This is a genomic window from Pantoea sp. OVA07A (assembly GCF_019969975.1).
Classification (GTDB): Bacteria; Pseudomonadota; Gammaproteobacteria; order Enterobacterales; family Enterobacteriaceae; genus Pantoea; species Pantoea agglomerans.
In genome coordinates, this window is the sequence record NZ_JAHXYM010000001.1 from 265,088 (window position 1) to 281,386 (window position 16,299).

Annotated in this window: 22 protein-coding genes, 1 tRNA gene and 2 pseudogenes; 15 read left to right on the plus strand and 10 right to left on the minus strand. The window is 50.0% G+C overall.

What is annotated here, in order from left to right; all coding sequences use genetic code 11:
* The first annotated feature begins 13 nt into the window (after positions 1-13).
* The 3 genes and pseudogenes from LC417_RS22575 (at position 14) to LC417_RS01110 (ending at position 1,095) form a co-directional block, all read left to right on the plus strand.
* On the plus strand, positions 14-199 hold the full coding sequence (locus LC417_RS22575; RefSeq protein ID WP_340138744.1) for a hypothetical protein: 186 nt from the start codon (positions 14-16) through the stop codon (positions 197-199).
* A 39-nt stretch (positions 200-238) separates the two neighbouring features.
* Positions 239-592 (plus strand): annotated as a pseudogene (locus LC417_RS01105) (hypothetical protein); the annotation flags it as partial.
* Positions 592-1,095, plus strand: coding sequence for a contact-dependent growth inhibition system immunity protein (locus LC417_RS01110; protein WP_163639730.1), 504 nt, complete (start codon positions 592-594; stop codon positions 1,093-1,095). The pseudogene LC417_RS01105 and the gene LC417_RS01110, both read left to right, overlap by 1 nt.
* Here LC417_RS01110 and LC417_RS01115 read toward each other — a convergent pair.
* Entirely contained in the window at positions 1,092-1,283 is a 192-nt protein-coding gene (locus LC417_RS01115; protein ID WP_050680080.1) for a SymE family type I addiction module toxin, read from the minus strand. The genes LC417_RS01110 and LC417_RS01115 overlap by 4 nt on opposite strands.
* A 337-nt stretch (positions 1,284-1,620) precedes the next feature.
* Between LC417_RS01115 and LC417_RS01120 the strand changes: the two genes are divergently transcribed.
* Both LC417_RS01120 and LC417_RS01125 read left to right on the plus strand, forming a co-directional pair.
* A complete protein-coding gene (locus tag LC417_RS01120; RefSeq protein ID WP_223565364.1) occupies positions 1,621-2,142 on the plus strand; it encodes a VENN motif pre-toxin domain-containing protein in 522 nt (173 codons plus the stop codon).
* Between the two features lie 162 nt (positions 2,143-2,304).
* Positions 2,305-2,649, plus strand: coding sequence for a hypothetical protein (locus LC417_RS01125; protein WP_223565365.1), 345 nt, complete (start codon positions 2,305-2,307; stop codon positions 2,647-2,649).
* Positions 2,650-2,683: 34 nt separating this feature from the next.
* Here the strand turns inward: LC417_RS01125 and LC417_RS01130 are convergent, their stop codons facing one another.
* Positions 2,684-3,202 carry a hypothetical protein gene (locus tag LC417_RS01130; RefSeq protein WP_223565366.1) on the minus strand — a complete coding sequence of 173 codons (519 nt, stop codon included), beginning with the start codon at positions 3,200-3,202 and terminating at the stop codon, positions 2,684-2,686.
* 264 nt (positions 3,203-3,466) lie between these two features.
* On the opposite strand from LC417_RS01130, the gene LC417_RS01140 reads away from it, so the two are divergent.
* Positions 3,467-3,736 carry a colicin immunity domain-containing protein gene (locus LC417_RS01140; protein WP_064691434.1) on the plus strand — a complete coding sequence of 90 codons (270 nt, stop codon included), beginning with the start codon at positions 3,467-3,469 and terminating at the stop codon, positions 3,734-3,736.
* A gap of 434 nt (positions 3,737-4,170) precedes the next feature.
* Positions 4,171-4,503, plus strand: a complete 333-nt coding sequence (locus LC417_RS01145; protein ID WP_223565368.1) for a DUF6572 domain-containing protein — start codon at positions 4,171-4,173, stop codon at positions 4,501-4,503.
* A 476-nt stretch (positions 4,504-4,979) separates the two neighbouring features.
* Here the strand turns inward: LC417_RS01145 and LC417_RS01150 are convergent, their stop codons facing one another.
* Positions 4,980-5,360 carry a YidB family protein gene (locus LC417_RS01150; RefSeq protein WP_010247730.1) on the minus strand — a complete coding sequence of 127 codons (381 nt, stop codon included), beginning with the start codon at positions 5,358-5,360 and terminating at the stop codon, positions 4,980-4,982.
* A gap of 26 nt (positions 5,361-5,386) precedes the next feature.
* Entirely contained in the window at positions 5,387-5,647 is a 261-nt protein-coding gene (locus tag LC417_RS01155; protein ID WP_223565712.1) for a GlsB/YeaQ/YmgE family stress response membrane protein, read from the minus strand.
* A gap of 217 nt (positions 5,648-5,864) precedes the next feature.
* Here LC417_RS01155 and LC417_RS22515 point away from each other — a divergent pair.
* Positions 5,865-6,062, plus strand: a pseudogene (locus LC417_RS22515) (LysM peptidoglycan-binding domain-containing protein); the annotation flags it as partial.
* 245 nt (positions 6,063-6,307) lie between these two features.
* Here the strand turns inward: LC417_RS22515 and LC417_RS01165 are convergent.
* From LC417_RS01165 to LC417_RS01175, 3 genes are all read right to left on the minus strand, one after another.
* A tRNA-Asn gene (locus tag LC417_RS01165) sits at positions 6,308-6,383 on the minus strand.
* Between the two features lie 103 nt (positions 6,384-6,486).
* Positions 6,487-7,263, minus strand: a complete 777-nt coding sequence (gene mtfA / locus LC417_RS01170) for a DgsA anti-repressor MtfA (RefSeq protein ID WP_197476484.1) — start codon at positions 7,261-7,263, stop codon at positions 6,487-6,489.
* 178 nt (positions 7,264-7,441) lie between these two features.
* Positions 7,442-8,119: a hypothetical protein gene (locus tag LC417_RS01175; protein ID WP_010247721.1), complete on the minus strand. Its 678-nt coding sequence runs from the start codon at positions 8,117-8,119 to the stop codon at positions 7,442-7,444.
* Positions 8,120-8,730: 611 nt separating this feature from the next.
* Here LC417_RS01175 and LC417_RS01180 point away from each other — a divergent pair.
* Both LC417_RS01180 and LC417_RS01185 read left to right on the plus strand, forming a co-directional pair.
* Complete coding sequence (locus tag LC417_RS01180) at positions 8,731-9,435, plus strand: phosphohydrolase (RefSeq protein WP_010670862.1); 705 nt, start codon at positions 8,731-8,733, stop codon at positions 9,433-9,435.
* A gap of 71 nt (positions 9,436-9,506) precedes the next feature.
* Complete coding sequence (locus tag LC417_RS01185) at positions 9,507-9,788, plus strand: Arc family DNA-binding protein (RefSeq protein ID WP_010247717.1); 282 nt, start codon at positions 9,507-9,509, stop codon at positions 9,786-9,788.
* 357 nt (positions 9,789-10,145) lie between these two features.
* On the opposite strand, the gene dcm is transcribed toward LC417_RS01185, so the two are convergent.
* Positions 10,146-11,522, minus strand: a complete 1,377-nt coding sequence (gene dcm, locus LC417_RS01190) for a DNA (cytosine-5-)-methyltransferase (RefSeq protein WP_122458246.1) — start codon at positions 11,520-11,522, stop codon at positions 10,146-10,148.
* Between the two features lie 190 nt (positions 11,523-11,712).
* Here dcm and LC417_RS01195 point away from each other — a divergent pair, with 190 nt between their 5' ends.
* The 5 genes from LC417_RS01195 to LC417_RS01210 all read left to right on the plus strand — a co-directional run bounded on the left by LC417_RS01195 (position 11,713) and on the right by LC417_RS01210 (position 13,978).
* On the plus strand, positions 11,713-12,192 hold the full coding sequence (locus LC417_RS01195) for a very short patch repair endonuclease (protein WP_010247714.1): 480 nt from the start codon (positions 11,713-11,715) through the stop codon (positions 12,190-12,192).
* Positions 12,193-12,244: 52 nt separating this feature from the next.
* Positions 12,245-12,520 (plus strand): hypothetical protein, encoded by a 276-nt coding sequence (locus LC417_RS01200; RefSeq protein ID WP_010247711.1) that lies wholly within the window; start codon positions 12,245-12,247, stop codon positions 12,518-12,520.
* A gap of 10 nt (positions 12,521-12,530) precedes the next feature.
* Entirely contained in the window at positions 12,531-13,442 is a 912-nt protein-coding gene (locus LC417_RS01205; protein WP_010247708.1) for a DUF808 domain-containing protein, read from the plus strand.
* Positions 13,443-13,475: 33 nt separating this feature from the next.
* A complete protein-coding gene (locus LC417_RS22385; protein WP_003854444.1) occupies positions 13,476-13,607 on the plus strand; it encodes a hypothetical protein in 132 nt (43 codons plus the stop codon).
* 191 nt (positions 13,608-13,798) lie between these two features.
* On the plus strand, positions 13,799-13,978 hold the full coding sequence (locus LC417_RS01210) for a YodC family protein (RefSeq protein ID WP_223565369.1): 180 nt from the start codon (positions 13,799-13,801) through the stop codon (positions 13,976-13,978).
* An 86-nt stretch (positions 13,979-14,064) separates the two neighbouring features.
* Here the strand turns inward: LC417_RS01210 and LC417_RS01215 are convergent, their stop codons facing one another.
* Entirely contained in the window at positions 14,065-15,285 is a 1,221-nt protein-coding gene (locus LC417_RS01215; RefSeq protein WP_010247700.1) for a glycosyl transferase, read from the minus strand.
* A 30-nt stretch (positions 15,286-15,315) separates the two neighbouring features.
* Positions 15,316-16,107 (minus strand): mannosyl-3-phosphoglycerate phosphatase-related protein, encoded by a 792-nt coding sequence (locus LC417_RS01220; protein ID WP_163798639.1) that lies wholly within the window; start codon positions 16,105-16,107, stop codon positions 15,316-15,318.
* Positions 16,108-16,299: the final 192 nt, after the last annotated feature.

Below are 16,299 nucleotides of genomic sequence, written 5' to 3' on the forward strand. Positions count from 1 at the left end.
GGATCTGGCGAAGATCGATACAACTAGTCCTGAATGGACTAAGTATGCTTTGTTCGTGTCTGATCCGGAAAACCAGGCCATGCTGGTCAGTGGTGGATTGCTGTTGAAAGATATAACCAAAGCGGCTATATCATTCATGAGTCGCAATACAGCGACTGCTACGGTCAAAGCATCAGAAGTTGGGATGGAATGGGGCTAGGGCAATATGAAACAAGGAATGCCGTAGGAGGATTATGTTGGTAAATCTCTTCCCGCTGATGCCCGTTTACCGCCGAACTTTAAAACATTTGATTATTATGATGGTGCGACCATAACAGCCGTGAGCACTAAATCAATGGATACACAGACGATGCCGAAATTGGCTAATCCTAATCAGGTGTATAGCTCAATTAAGGGAAATGTTGATGCGGCTGCGAAATTTAAAGAGTATGCACTCTCTGATCGTGAATTAACTTCATCAATGATAACTAACAAAGAGATACAACTCGCTGTTCCTGAGAATACCACTAAAACCCAATGGACAGAAATAAACTGCGTCATCAAATATGGTAAATCCCAGGGCGTCAAAGTGACGGGAACTCAGGTGAAATGATGGAATTTAATAAAGATCAAGATTATTGGGCTAATGCTTTTTTTACCAATGAGTTTTTGAATATTGAGACTTACTCAGGATTAGGTATGACGAGAAGAGATCCCTTGTTTCCATGTCGTCTATTACCACTTGATATAGATGATAAAAGTTTGGGGGAGGAGATCTTACAAGCATTGTTTAATAGCCGAACATTAACCGTACTTGCTGATCGTGTAGAATTTTTTGATCTTGAAAAAGGCAAAGAAAAATATGCAATCTGGATAGTTATGTTGATGGAAAAATATGGCTATAAAACTAAAAGAGCATTGTTTAAAAATATGAAAAAATGTGGTATTCATCTGGTAAATAATCAGATTACTATTCGTCCCAGCTACCATGAAAAGCTGGAAGCCTGGAGCGGTGCAAGGATCAACGAATCTGATTATGTGGTTCTTCCTGTAGACAGTTCCCCAGCCGAAATCGGTGCCGGTCTGCGATTAGCCCTAAGTCGCTGCAAAGGCTAGGTTAAGATCCCGGTTCGCACCTGGATCTTCTGCCCGGTGGTAAAGCCCAGCGCTCCCAGCCAGCGGCCCTTGATGGTGAGCTGGGGCAGGAGATTCGGCTGGCCCCTATTAGGCCGGTATCCGACTCTGTAATAATGCGCGGCGGTTGTGACCGTGCGGGTTCCTGACTTATGATGCATGTCTGCCATAATTAACTCCTGCATAGTTAGTTGTGGTCAGCGGCTGCTGCGGGTTGCCGCCCGCTTCAGCCGCGCTAAAAGTCTCGTTAAGTGCTTCCTGTTCCGATTTAACCTGTTTAAATATACACCTTCTGCTGCATAAACTCGCTGAAAGCCAGGGAATTAACAGCGAGTCATCTCTGTAAAACGAATTATTTTTTCCGAGCAGTATTTCATTTATCCCTTCTTTCTGAAGTGCTTCAGCGCGAGGAAAAAATCAGGCCTGATCGGCAGCTATTCTATCGCAGCCGTGACGGGCGTGCTGGGTGGCCTTGGCGCAGGTAACATCGGTGCAGCAGCAGGTGGAATGGCGCCTTACATCGCCAATAAAATTAAGCAAGCTACCAGCAAAGTTGTCGACGGACAGGAGCAGACTAACGTCCTGGCTAACACCATGGCGCACGCGGTTGCGGGTGCCGTACTGGCGCAGCTGGCGGGCAATAACGCAACAGCAGGTGCGGCAGGTGCCTTCAGCGGCGAGCTTGCCACCCGCTACATCGCAGAGAAGTACTGGGGTGCAGATACCCCGGAGAAGATAGCGGCGCTGGGGCAGGAAGACCGCGAGCAGCTGAGCCTGCTCGGCACGCTGGCGGCAGGACTGGCGGGCGGCATGTTGGGCAACAGCAGTGCTGCGGCGACGAGCGGCGCGGTTACCGGGAAAAATGCGGTTGAGAATAATGAGCTGTCAGGTTTAAGTGGATTTGGTAGTGGTTTCTGGAGTAATAATCAAGCACAAGGATCCCTGAAAAATAACACTAATCTTACAGATGAGACTGGTAAGGTCCTGAATCCGGCAACACCAGAAGAAATTAAGTATGCCTCTGATTAACTGGTTTCGGGAGATTTACCTGCCGGACAGAACCCGGCAACAGGCTTATTAACAGCGTGGGGAGCTGGAGCTACTGCTGTTGTTGCACCTGTTCTGTTACCATCTGGTGCAACGGCCGGAAGTATTATCGGTGCAGGTGCTATAGGTGGTTCTGCAAATATTTTGAATCAGCTACAGAGCGGCGACCCCTTCAGTGCCACTGATGCACTTATCGCTACAGGTATCAGCGGACTCACTCAGGGTAAGGGGTTCTGGTTCACTGAAGTAGCAGGTATTACAGGTGCTTATGCAGGGGCTAAGTTGCAAGGAAAAGAGGCACTTCCAATTGTAGCTGGCGCTGCTTTTGGTACGGGGGTTGGGGCTGCAGGAGGCAAAGCAGTAGAGGTTGGAAATAAATACCTACCTTTAATTTCAGAAAAAGCAGCTGGTTTGGCTGGAGCTGTGATTGGTTCCGGAGCTTCAGAGGTCGCTGGCTCTGAACTTCAAAAACAGTTGGAGAATAAATAATGAAAAATATAGCATTAGCCATAAAGTTAATATTTTATTTCTTTCTTATAACCACATTAACTTTATTTTTAGTTAGGTTAGGTGTGGCATCTGTTTTTATGATAAGGAATGGAAGCTTTTCCTTTGAATGGCGAGAAAATTTATTCGATTCCATACAAAGAGGTGCCGTTATTGGTTTGGTTTTAGGTATTGGTATTTTGTTTTTATCTAGTCTAAAAAGAAGGTAAGTTGAGAATAGTGCGCGAAGGGGTGACCAGGCGCGCGCAACAGTGAAACAGGCAGCTGAATGTCTGAAGAGAAAAGTTTGGGAAAAGCTGGGGGAAGGGATAACCTCTTCTATCGCCAACGGCATTATCAATGCACTTGCAGATACCGGGTCTGCGGTTGCTGCTACTTTTAGGCAGGTGTCACTGGGGAACCAGCTGGCGCTGGAAGCCACTGGCGGAATGCTTGCCTGAACTATGTTGCCGGGTAAGAAAATACCGCATGTAAGCACTGGTATTATTTCTGAAAGTGTAACTTTTAGTGCAAAGCAGTGAGATAAAAATTTCAAGCATGCCATTTATTTTGACATTGTTAAGGCGAAGAAAAATCCAGAAACAATTAAACATTACGAAATAGCCATTAAAAATCATATGGATGATATAGCTACTTTTGAAAAAGGTACTTATGGCTTTGTGAAATATTCGAAATTGTAATTTAATGCGACAACGAACAATGCTGTTATTATTGATAAATCCGGTGAGTTTATCACAGGATTTAAAGTGTAGTCGGGAACGCCGTAACACGATGATTTCATGAAAAACGGAGTGTTACGATGAGTTGTTTGCTAATGGATTTTTCTAAGGCGTTTGTCGATGGAAGATTGTCGGCGGATGTGTTTTCAGAAGCTTATATTGAGCTTTGGCGCTTAGAGCGTGATAATAAAAACATGCTTAACTATGAATTTAAAACAAGTGAAAATTTATCGAGTATATTTTGCTTGGCTGATTTGTATAATCCACATGATGATCGTGAAGATTATGAGTTTAGCGAAGATAAATTAAGAGATGAGGTGAGGAGATTGATTTATCTTAATGTGGAATGAGCTCCGATCTGAAGGGCTTGAAATTTGTATCAGTCATCTCGCTAAATGCCCGTTATCACGCTTGAAGTTCGGTGCAATACTGGTGATGTGCCTCGCGATTGGAAATTTTCGCCACCTTCTTCCTATTGATATTGAGAGTAATGCGCTATGTGCTCCAGAGGTTAAGAAAAGTCAGGGTATGAAATGGTGGTTATTGTATCTGTATGGAGAAAAGAAACCTCAGGTGGCGATTTAAAAGCATAATGGATGTTCCCTGTAAGCACTTACCTTGATCAACGCCACTTCTCATCAACGACTAATCTAAAAAAATGTCGCTATGCCATTAAGTAATATTACCGTGGTATGAGCAGGTAAGTCCAGTTTTGAAGGTGGATCTCAAATTCCACCTACAAAAGTTGAAATTATTAGACCGGATAAAAAAATCAGGATTAAATATGTCTATACAAGATGTAAAAACGATTGACTCTATTGGTATACCGAACGATAGCCAGGATACCGTAAGCCTGGCAATTTCAGACCGTCTTGTATGGGGTGAGCCAATTGAAGAGCATTTATACACACTACAGGAAAAAATAAATTCCTATGTGGCCTTTATCGAGAGTGGTGAATTATATGATGCTTTTCCTGAATCAAAAGGAAAGTCGGTAAAAATAATTGAGGTGTATTTTAAATATGATCTTCCAGAACAGGCTTTTTATTTCCTGAAGCAGGTTTCTGATATGCTTAAGAGTATAAATATAGGCCTAAAATATAAGGTGTTACAATAATGCTTTCTCGCTCTGGGTAAGATTTTTCAATAGGTTAATTAGTGAAATTGATTAAAAAACAGGTTGTAAATGGTAATTTTTCGCATCACAAGAGATCCCGGCCCTTGCGTCGGGATTTTTTAATTGTAGTCACTAATGCTCTCCTCTTGTTATTATAATTACAGTTTTCTAGACAGTCATAACTTTTAATTATGCTGCGCGGATGATAACTGCTCCTTACACCCAGTTGCTTTTGATAATGAGTTCGTCTTTATTCAGTATACAATCCACCCCCATTTCCTGCAAGTGCTTGCCGCGTGCGATATTCATTTACAGCGTAGCTTTATAAACAAAATTAATTCTTAGGATTTTGCTTCATATTACGGCAGGAATTTTTTTAGTCTATGTGTTTAACAACTTTATTCAATTCTCCCAAACACAAAAGATAAAAGCCCAATACTTAAGTAGCAGGCTTTTATCTTTCACTAGCATCATGCTTAGTGCATTAACTGACTCACCAGACCGGTAAGATCGGCTTTTTTATCCACGACGCCCGCCGTTGACGCTTTATCCACCAGCTGCGGCAGATATTTCGCCAGCAGATTCAGTGCATCGCTGGTGTTGATGCCCATCCGCGCAGCCAGTTGCTCAATCGCCTCAGAGTTAATCATCTTCTGCACCAGGTCGCTGCTCAGCGCAACATTCTGCTCATCACCCAGCCAGGAGTTAACCACCTCACTGTACTCGCCGCTCTGCAGGTGACTCACGATGGTATGTAAACCGCCTTGCTGCTCAACCCACTCCAGCACACCTTTCACTTCCTGGCTGGTCTGATTATTCAGGCCGCACATGGCCAGTACTGTTTCCAGTAAACTCATTCTGTTATCCCCTTTGACGTAATCTATTAAGACTGTTTACACGCTCTGATTTTATGAATGACAAACAGCGCAATAATTGAACCCACGGTGGCAATGCCAATGCTGTAAATATTGAAGCCATCGACCTTGCCAAAACCCAGAGCGGTACTGACGACACCGCCAATCAGCGCACCGATAATACCCAGAATAATGGTCATGAAAATGTCCATATGTTCTTTACCTGGCATAATACATCTGGCGATAATGCCGGCAAGTAATCCGAATACAACCCATGACAATATACCCATCATTAACATCCTCTATTTTTATATTAATTACAGCAACGTTTAGCAGTGGTTTAACCCATGAATTAAAAGCAGGTGTATCGTACGCCGAGCAGTATTTGCCTGGCAATCCTGTTTTCTTTATTAAACTAAACGTATCAGAAACGATAGGGGAGTAAATATGAGCATTCTGGATAATATTAAAAATATAGGCGATGAGTTGTTACATGCTGTGGATAAAAATGTTGAAGATAAGTCTGTAACCGCCGCAGGGAGTAATCGTACATATACGGTTAAATCAGGCGACACGCTCAGCGCCATCGCCAGGCAGTTTTACAATGATGCGTCCCAGTATATGAAAATATTTGAGGCGAATAAAAACCTTCTCAGCAGCCCGGATAAAATTGCACCGGGTCAGGTACTGACCATTCCTGCGTAATAATTCGTCAGTAGTATGAGCCAGCTGGCGCAAATATTGCCCGGCTGGTTTTTCATTTAAAGCCATCTCGTTACAACACCATGACAGGGTTGCGCCAGACAGCCTGCGTTGATTCAGACTTAACGGTGGTCTCGGTAATAGCAGCCGCAGACGAGCTGCGATGAACAGTCAGACAGGAAAAGAAAACGGGGATCGCTGAAAAGCAAAAAGCCCGCTCAGGTTTCCCTGAGCGGGCTTTTCTAATCTGGCTCCTCTGACTGGACTCGAACCAGTGACATACGGATTAACAGTCCGCCGTTCTACCGACTGAACTACAGAGGAATCGTGTGAACGAGGCGAATATTAACGGCGTCGCCCGAAGGTGTCAACAGCAAAAAACACATTATCATTCAACTGGCTAGCTTTAACGCAAAGCGATCGTGATTTAAGCAATTTGCGCAGTGTCAGCGGCGATTCTGGCCAGGGGATCCTGCTGGTAAAACTGGCGCAGATGCTGATACATGGCGGGAAAGCGTTCAGCCAGCAGAACCGGAGCCGTAAAGAAATATTCAGAGAGCACGGCGAAGCACTCAGCCGGATCGCTGGCGGCGTAGGGATCGATCGTAGCGGCCTGCTCACCCACCAGTTCAACTTCACTCTCAATCTCCGCCATCGCGGCACGCAAATCCTTCTCCCAGAGTGCGACGTCACGCAGCGACATGACCGGAATACCGCTGGTGTAACCGCTGCCGCGGGCATCCAGCTTGTGCGCAACTTCGTGGATCACCAGATTAAAGCCGGAGAGATCGAACGAGTCCTGAATATCGAGCCAGTTGAGTACGACCGGCCCCTGCGTCCAGCTCTGTCCGGCGTGAACCGCAGGCGCGCTGTGAACCAGCCCATCGTCATCCTGCCACTGATCGTCGACCTCGAACGGCTCGGGATAGATCAACACATCGTGGAAACCGTCCAGCCACTCCAGGCCCAGTTTCAGCACGGGCAGGCAGAACAGCAGGGCGATCCGCACACTGCGCAATTCATCCAGCTGAACACCGTCGAGCGGCACCAGCTTTTTCTGCTGCAGAAAGCGCTGCGCCAGCTCAGCCAGCGCCTGCTGTTCAGCCTCATCCAGCTGGCTGAATATCGGCTGCGCCAGCCCATGCTGCCATGGCAGCGCGGCCAGGGTGGCGTCGTTATGCGTTTTCCAGGGCCATTTAAACATCGCAACTCCCGCACAGAACCGGACTATTTCGCTATCCTGACGCGCCAGACATAAAAATGCCAGCATCGAAACACCATGCTGGCACTGTTCATCTGGCGACAGGGCTAAGGGCCGTCTATTCAACCCGTTAGCACGGTCGTTGTCTGTGATTCAGCCCGCAAAGCGTGGGGCCGGAGCGTCAGTTGCGCTCAATACGATGAAACTCAATCACCCACACCCAGGGATTCACTTCCCAGCTGGTCGCACCATACTGTTTTTCCCAGGCTTTGCGGTACGCCTCTTTAGGCGATTCAGAATTGACGTTCATGGTGAAGAAGTTGTTGAGGAAGTGCGAATCGGTCTGCACACCTTCCGCCATAATGTCATCTTCACTGATGTCCTGAATTTTCTCAGCTCGCACGCCGGTAATCTCCAGATTGATGCGGCTGGCCCAGCGCGGCATATGAATGGCAGTCTGCCAGCCAAACTGTTCCGCTTCCGGCGTGCTCAGTGCATGCTGGCCCAGCTCGTTGCTGTCTGCACGATACTGGCAATATTCTGGCTGGCGGAAGGGCGTCGGGTCGCGTTCATAATCGGCCAGATACTGCTCGGGTACCATCGGGCCACGCCAGGTTTCACGCACCCAGAGCACGTCACCCGGTTTACCGTACGGACACTGATAGCTGATGTCCGTCATCGACATCATTTTATAACCATGCAGATGATTAGCACTCACATCGAAAGCGTGTACGCCCTCGTGATGATCCTGTCCCGGACCGAAAGCCTGAGTTTTCATAATGCGCCGGGTTTGCGTTTGCTGGCCAACCAACAGGGCACGAACACGCTGTTCGGAAAAAAGAATCGGCCGTTCTTTCATGGATTACCTCTTTTTATTAGTAGAACCCGGTTACTGCTGTAAAAGTCCATTTGCTTCACATCTGAGAGTTATCATAAAAGCTTTAAATCATTTTGCTTAATAATTTGTCGGCTGACTGTCACTGTATAATTGTCACTTTAGTAGTTAAAAACCAGCAAAATGCAAAAAGCGCACCAAAGCTTATCACGCAACTGGCAAAAAGCGACGAATAGCCCGGATACAGTACGTTATAACCGTAAAAATAGGAACCTTTTCAGACTTTTTCACCTGTCATAACGTGCAGTTTTACACTTAATCGCGTGACAAAAAAACGCTGAGCATGAGGCAGGAAGTTGGTTAAGATCGAACCAAACATTACGCCTGTTAAACTAATTTTCTTAGCAGCAATTCACTGAGGAAAGACTGAAAACAGCCGAAATTGCGGTTATTGTGTAACAGAGATGCTATACAGATGATCCAGATCTCATTTTTCTGCCCGGAATTGCTGGCAGCGCTGCTCTTTTCAACTGCACTGTAAAAAAAGTGTCATTAGCCAGTCGCTATGATGGCTTGCCGTTTGCGCACTGATCGCGACAGAAAAACTGCTGTCGATCACTACAGGGAGATAGATTATGTCACTCACACTCTGGCAATCTCGCTATGAAAGCTGGTTTCAGGCGAACTGGATCCACGACGACGGCGCGCACGATATCGCCCATCTGCGGCGTGTCTGGATGAGCGCACAGCGAATCATGAACGGCACGCCCGCTGATCCGCTGGTGGTGCTGACCGCCTGCTATTTTCACGATGTGGTGAACCTGCCGAAGAATCATCCGGAACGTCATCTCGCCTCTACCTATGCCGCGACGGAAACCCAGCGCATTCTGCAGCAGGACTTTCTCGATTTCCCGGCTGAAAAGATTGATGCCGTGATGCATGCCGTTAAAACCCACAGTTTCAGCGCCGGCATACCGCCTCAGACGCTGGAAGCTAAAATTGTACAGGATGCTGATCGGCTGGAGTCGCTGGGCGCGATCGGGCTGGCGCGGGTCTTCTATACCGCCGGTGCGCTGAATCGGCCATTATTCGACAGCCAGGACCCGCTGGGTAAAGATCGCGAACTGAATGATGTTAAGTGGACGCTGGATCATTTCCAGAAGAAGTTGTTGCGTCTGCCGGAAACCATGCACACCGAAACCGGCCGCATGCTGGCTGAACATAACGCCGATTTCCTGGTGCGCTATATGGCGAAGCTTTATGCCGAACTACAGGGCAATCTGGTGGGTATGGATGAGGGTGTGCTGCGGGACTTCACACCTTTACAAACCGAATATTAAATTTTTGTGACAGTATGTTAATCGAAACGGTCATCCGGTAGCTTGTAGCAATAACAAAAAGGAGCTGCCCGATGACTGAAACTGTTAATTTAACAATTAAAATTGATCCTGAGCTGAAAGAAACGATTAAACAGCTGGCGCTGGAAAATCAGATTTCGATGAGCCAGGAGATTGTGCAACGTTTGCAGGCCAGTCTGGAAACGCATCCACATCCGGCGATTGATAACCAGGATATCACTGAAGAGGGGACTGAGGGATCCAGTGCCGCTGACGTGAAGACCGATGCACTAAGTGCAACAGAGCTGAAGCAGATTCGGCTGCTGCTGAAGAAGCAGAGCAAGAAGAAGAAATAAAACAGAAACCCGTCGCCAGACGGGTTTTTTCATTTCAGGGTTTGCTGAAACCGGCTAAATCTGGCCGCAACTCAATACCTCAGCGCGCAGGGAACAGGGTCAGAGAAGGAAAGCGTCCCGCGCCAGGGACAAAAACGCCGGGAGCGTTTTTGAACAACGCAAAGCGTTGGCCCGGCTACGGGCGCACCTCAGGGATGAGGTGCGTAATTACGCGGGCCGAGCGGTCATGGATGACAGTTTTTGCGTCTTTCCGATCTGACCCTGTTCCCTGAGCAGGCTCGATCTCACCGCTAATCTGGCCAGGTTTTACAGGAACCTGAAACCCGTCGCCAGACGGGTTTTTTCATTTCACGGTGCTTACGACTTCAGCTGACGGATATGTGGCAGTAACAGCTGAGCCACCGCTGCAAACACAGGCACTACCACCGAGTTACCAAACTGCTTATAAGCCTGGGTATCCGAAACCGGAATGCGGAACGGCTCGCGTCCTGGCACATCAAAGCCCATCAAACGGGCGCACTCTCGCGGGGAAAGGCGGCGTGGCCGACGCGCCATGTTATCGGCATCCTGAAACTCCGCTTCGCCCAGCGCACTGTCCCAGCCGCGATCGATCAGGATCTCTGAGCCATCTTTGTAGTAACGTGCTGACAGCGTACGCACGCAGCAGTCAGGATTACGCGGATCGTTGAGGCCAAAGCCAAAGCCATTGCCTTTGGCTTTATGTTTTTTCGCATACTGATAGAGGTAGCGCCACAGCACCGGTGACAGGATATATTTGTCGTCCGGCGCACTCTCCAGCAGGCTCTGCAGGCTGGGTACCTGCGCCGGGTAGAAACGGCGGATATCGCGCAGCGTAAAATCCTGCTTTTTCAGGTCACGGCGAATACCCACCAGCACAATGCGTTCGCGATGCTGCGGCAGGAAGTGACGCGCATCGATCACTTTGGCATCCGGGCTGCTGGCACCCGCATCCGCAACGTCATAGCCCAGCTCATCCAGCGTCTCCATGATAATGGCGAAGGTGCGGCCCTTGTCGTGACTCTTGAGGTTTTTCACATTCTCCAGCACAAAGAACGGCGGCTTCTTGGCAGCCAGGATACGGGCCACATCGAAAAACAGCGTGCCCTGTACCTGACACTCAAAGCCATGTGCACGACCCAGCGCATTTTTCTTGCTGACGCCCGCCAGCGAAAAGGGCTGGCAGGGAAAACCGGCCAGCAGCACCTGATGATCGGGGATTGCCGCATCAATCGCGCGGTATATCGCTTCATCGTCAGTCAGACCTTCCGGCTGGGTGACCTGACGGATATCGGTATTGAAGTGATGCTCCAGCGGATCGCTGTAGTGGTTGGCTTTGTAAGTGCGGACCGCCTCTTTATTCCATTCACTGGTAAACACGCACTTGCCGCCGATCGCCTCGAACCCCTTACGAATGCCGCCAATACCGGCAAAGAGATCGATAAAACGAAATTCAGGATTATCATAATGGGCGGGGCGGGCCGGCAGCAGCCCCTGTAACAGCGACAGTTCCGCCTCACACAGCGGTGGCAGGGCGGTTTTACCCTGACGAATCCGGTTCAGGAGTGCCGGCGTCCAGCAGGAAAATCCTGCCTGCTGCAGGCGGGACGTGAGATCACGAACCGAATAGATTGCCAGCACCTGCTGAAAGAGTTCAGACGCATCAGCAGATGAAAGTGCAGCAGAGAGTGGTTCAGCGAGGGCGGCGGGATGCATGCGTTTTTCCTTAACAGTAAGGCGCCTATGCTATCACTCCAGACGCTTTGAGGAAATTGCCTGGATGTGCCCTGTGCCAGCCCCCCGGAATGTTCTGTTTTTGCGGCGCACTGTGTGAAGTCGTCGGGCGGCGGCTTTCGCTTTTCGTGACGCAGACTAAAGTTGAAGTACCAGCAAAAAAGGAGAGGTTATGGCTGATGTTCACTCCAGCGAAATACGCAGCAAAAATATGCGTGCCATTCGCGCTCAGGATACGGCCATTGAGCAACGTATTGCGCTGCTGCTGAAAGATCGGGGATTCAGCTTTCGCGTGCAGGATAAAAACCTGCCGGGTCGGCCCGATTTCGTTCTGACAGAACATCAGGCAATTATTTTTGTTCATGGCTGCTTCTGGCATCGTCATCACTGCTATCTGTTTAAACTGCCGGCGACGCGCACAGAATTCTGGACCGGCAAAATTAACAGCAACGTTGAACGTGACCGGCGTTATGTGCGCCAGCTGCAGGAGAGCGGCTGGAAAGTGCTGATCATCTGGGAGTGTGCACTACGTGGCAAACTGCGCCTGACGGATCAGGACCTGCTGGAGCGGCTGGAGGAGTGGCTGCTGGCGATGCCGGAGAGTGCCGAAGTCGACCATCAGGGCATTCATCATTACAACGCCGATTGCTAATCACAGACATAATTGGTTAGATCTGCGCTTTCTCCGTGGCCAGGAGCCTGAAATGAGCAGCATAAAACTGACGGTAAAACGCCTTTACCAGATTCGTGACGAGCGGATGGTGAATACCAAAGCGACCGCGCGGGTTTACTGCGGTGACAGGCTTGTCGCCACGGAGGAGATCACCGGCATGACCGAAAGCCCGGTCAGCAAATATCTGCATGCTGAAGGAGCAGCAGGCGAGACGGTGCGGGTAGAGTGGGATTGTGAGGGCATCGCCGAGATGACCGTTACGGAAATTGAGCGCTGCCCATGTTGTCAACATAACGAACCAGACTAAGGATAAGATTTTGGCGGGAACCAGTTTACTGACTTTACTTGATGATATTGCAACACTTCTGGACGATATTTCCGTCATGGGGAAAGTGGCGGCGAAAAAAACCGCTGGCGTACTGGGCGACGATCTGTCGCTGAATGCTCAGCAGGTCAGCGGCGTGAAAGCCAATCGTGAGCTGCCGGTAGTATGGGGCGTTGCCAAAGGATCGTTTCTTAACAAACTGATCCTGGTGCCACTGGCGCTGATTATCTCCGCGTTTGCGCCCTGGCTGATTACGCCGCTGCTGATGATTGGCGGTGCCTATCTCTGCTACGAAGGCGTGGAGAAGGTGATGCACAGTCTGCAGCATGACAAGCAGAGCAAATCACCGGAAGCGCGTCAGCAGCGACTCGATTCGCTGGCGAATCAGAATGCGGCAGAGTTTGAGAAGAAGAAGATCAAAGGCGCGGTGCGCACCGATTTTATTCTGTCAGCCGAAATTGTCGCGATTACCTTAGGCATCGTGTCGGAATCGCCGCTGCTCAACCAGGTGATTATCCTGGCGGGCATCGCAATTCTGGTTACGGTAGGCGTTTACGGCATCGTGGCGGCCATCGTCAAAATTGATGACTTCGGATTCTGGCTGCGTGAGAAACCGTCTCGCCTTGCGCAGGGGTTGGGTAGCGTGCTGCTGGCTGCCGCACCCTGGCTGATGAAGATCCTCTCGGTGGTCGGCACCATCGCCATGTTCCTGGTCGGCGGCGGGATTGTGGTGCACGGCATCGCACCGCTGCATCATCTGATCGAGGAAGTCAGCAGTGGCTTCAGCGGCTGGATCGCCATGCTGCTCAGCAACGGCGCCAACCTGGTGCTCGGCTTTATCATTGGGTCGATCGTGCTGTTAGTGGTCAACCTTATTGCCAGAGTGCGCGGAAAATCGGTATAAAGCGCACTGTGATTTACGGTCAGGAGAATGACGATGAACGACGACATGTTTGAATTTGATATCGACGCACAACTGGAGCAGGCTGAAGCGAAAGCAGAGAAAAAAGCCAGCGAAGTGCCGGATGATCTCGGCGACGAAGCCGATTGCGAAGGCTGTAAAATCTGACGTCAGCGTTAATACTTCATCAAAGCGGATAAGTTTTTTTATCCGCTTTTTTTATTTTCCGCATATCCAGCTGATTAATTCCGAATTTGCCCTTTTTTTGCGTGCCTTAACAGGCAAGGGTCGGCTTTGCCTGCTATAAAGAAAATAATCACTCAGGTTAATAACACTCAGGTTAATAAAAGGAGCGCATCATGGTTTTCGCAATCAGTGAAGAAGTACAGCATAAGGAAGAGGGGCAGACGATGGTGGTGACCGGCTACGCGAGTGGCATGGTGGAGTGCCGCTGGTATGATGGCTATGCCGTGCGCAGCGAAGCCTTTCGCAGCGATGAACTCTGCGCTTTGAATCCCGCGCAGCAACTGGCGAGCTGACAGCATCAGGCCTGTGGGTTCTGCGACCCGCCAGGCCCGGTTTTTGCTTTTCTGTGGCCCGGCACACTCCCTGTGCCGCCCTGTTTTCAGACGTTACCGTCGTTATCCTCTTCAACCGCCTGATAGATCCGCTGCAGCACATCCGGGAAGGCTGACTGGACGCGACTCCAGCTCGGTATAAACGGCTTATCGTTAGGACGCTCAATAAACGCCTGACCCGCTTCCAGAATCGACTGGGTAAACATCTCTACCGCTGCCTCTTCCACATGCTGATCAAACTTCAGCCCGTTCATCGCCGCCTCGTGGTTATAGGTCTCCATCATATCCAGCGCATTACGATAATAGGTTGCTTTCAGCACCCGGAACGAGTCGCTGGTCAGCGGCACACCCATGGTGGCGAGCTTACGCAGCAGTGACTGGACGATATCGCTGCTCATGCGCTTCAGGCCGCCGGTGCCATCATCTTCAGCCAGCGGCTGATGCTTGTGATCGTAGTTATCGGCGATCTCAACCTGGCACGACTGGCGGGTGGTGTAGTTACGGTAAATCTCTGACAGCACGCCAATCTCCAGCCCCCAGTCGCCGGGGATTTTAATCCCGTTCAGCACATGCGTCCGCATGGCGAACTCCCCGGAGAGCGGATAGCGGAAGCTCGACAGATATTCCAGGTATTCTGAATGGCCATAAACTTTCTGCAGCGATCGCAGCAGCGGACCCACCAGCAGACGTCCCACGCGGCCATTAAGCTTGCCATCCGCGACGCGCGCATAAAACCCCTTACAGAACTCATACTGAAACGCCGGGTTCGCCACCGGGTAGAGCAGGCGTGCCAGCATTCCGCGCTCATAGGTGACGATATCGCAGTCATGCAGTGCCACACAGCTGGTACGGTCTGACGCCAGCGTATAGCCGGTGCAGAACCAGACGTTGCGACCTTTGCCGGGATTAGTGGGTGATAAACCCTCTTTATCCAGCTCGGCATCAATCGCCTTCAGACGTGGGCCATCGTTCCACAGAATGCGATGCCGTTGAGGCAGACGGGAGAAAAACTCGCGGGCAAACAGGAACTGGTCACGGTCGGCGCGATCCAGCCCAATCACAATTTCATCCAGATAGGGCACTTTAGCCAGCTCATCGACGATTTTCGTCAGCGCCGGGCCTTCAAGTTCGGAAAACAGCGATGGCAGGATCAGCCCCATTTTGCGTTTGCGGGCAAAGCGTACCATCTCTTTTTCCAGCGACTCCACGCTACGGTGGGTGAGGTTGTGAAAGTTGGTGATTACGCCATTCTGATAAAAGTCACTCATCGCATCATCCTTTTAATGCCCGTGGGCAGCTCATTGAGGTTGAGTCAAAAAATAGTCCAGTCCTTCACGCCAGCCCTCAGGGCCATGGTGAGCCGTGTGATAGATCTGCTGCTGATCGGATCGGCTGAGTGTCACCGGTGTTTTACTGTAGCCCTTAATCACGACCGCATAATCAACCGCATCCAGCATCGGCGCATCGTTAGGGCCGTCACCCAGTCCAATAGTGACGCGTGCCTCACCGGGTGAATGCGCCAGCAGCCAGCGCAGGGCTTCGCCTTTGCCGCTGCCCGCAGGCATTACATGCCAGAAACGCCCGCCCTGGGTCAGCGCCAGGCCCTCTGCATGCAACGCATCATGGAACTGGTCAAACGCCTCGTCACTGTCGCGCCAGACAATCACTTCTGACGCATCGCGCTGACGCGACAGTTCTGCATCCGCCTCACTCAGGCCGGTCATTGCGGCCACTTCCGGATCAGAGAAGTCACGAAAGCCGGTAAAACGGTACGCTGTTTTCAAGGCAGCCAGCCGCTGGCAGATAGCGTCATAGGTCAGGGTGTTATCGGGCAGGCGGATACGCTGCTGATCGTGTGTTTGCACCACGGCTCCGTTTTCAGCAATAAACGGTGAACCGCTGATGCCAAGCCTTTTTTGCAGCGGAATAATCTCGGCTGCCGTTTTACTGGAACAGATCACCAGCGGAACAGCGTACTGCCTGAGCGTGGTGAGCCATTCGGTGGCCGCATCCCAGCGATAGGTATGATGGTCGAGTAACGAACCATCCAGATCGGTAATTATCATTAACGGCTGGTGGAGATCGGGCATTTACAGGCTCCTTTCATCACATTCGCGGCTAAAGCGGCGATTTTTCAATATTATAGTTGAATATGGCTCACACTTTTTTTCCTGCCACGCTGGCTGGAAATCCAGGATAATTCTTAAAACGAAACCGCAGTAAAAGTGGGTATGCAAGAAGTGTGCAGGGCTAAGTGACTGGCGGGCGCGGTGTTTTTGGTA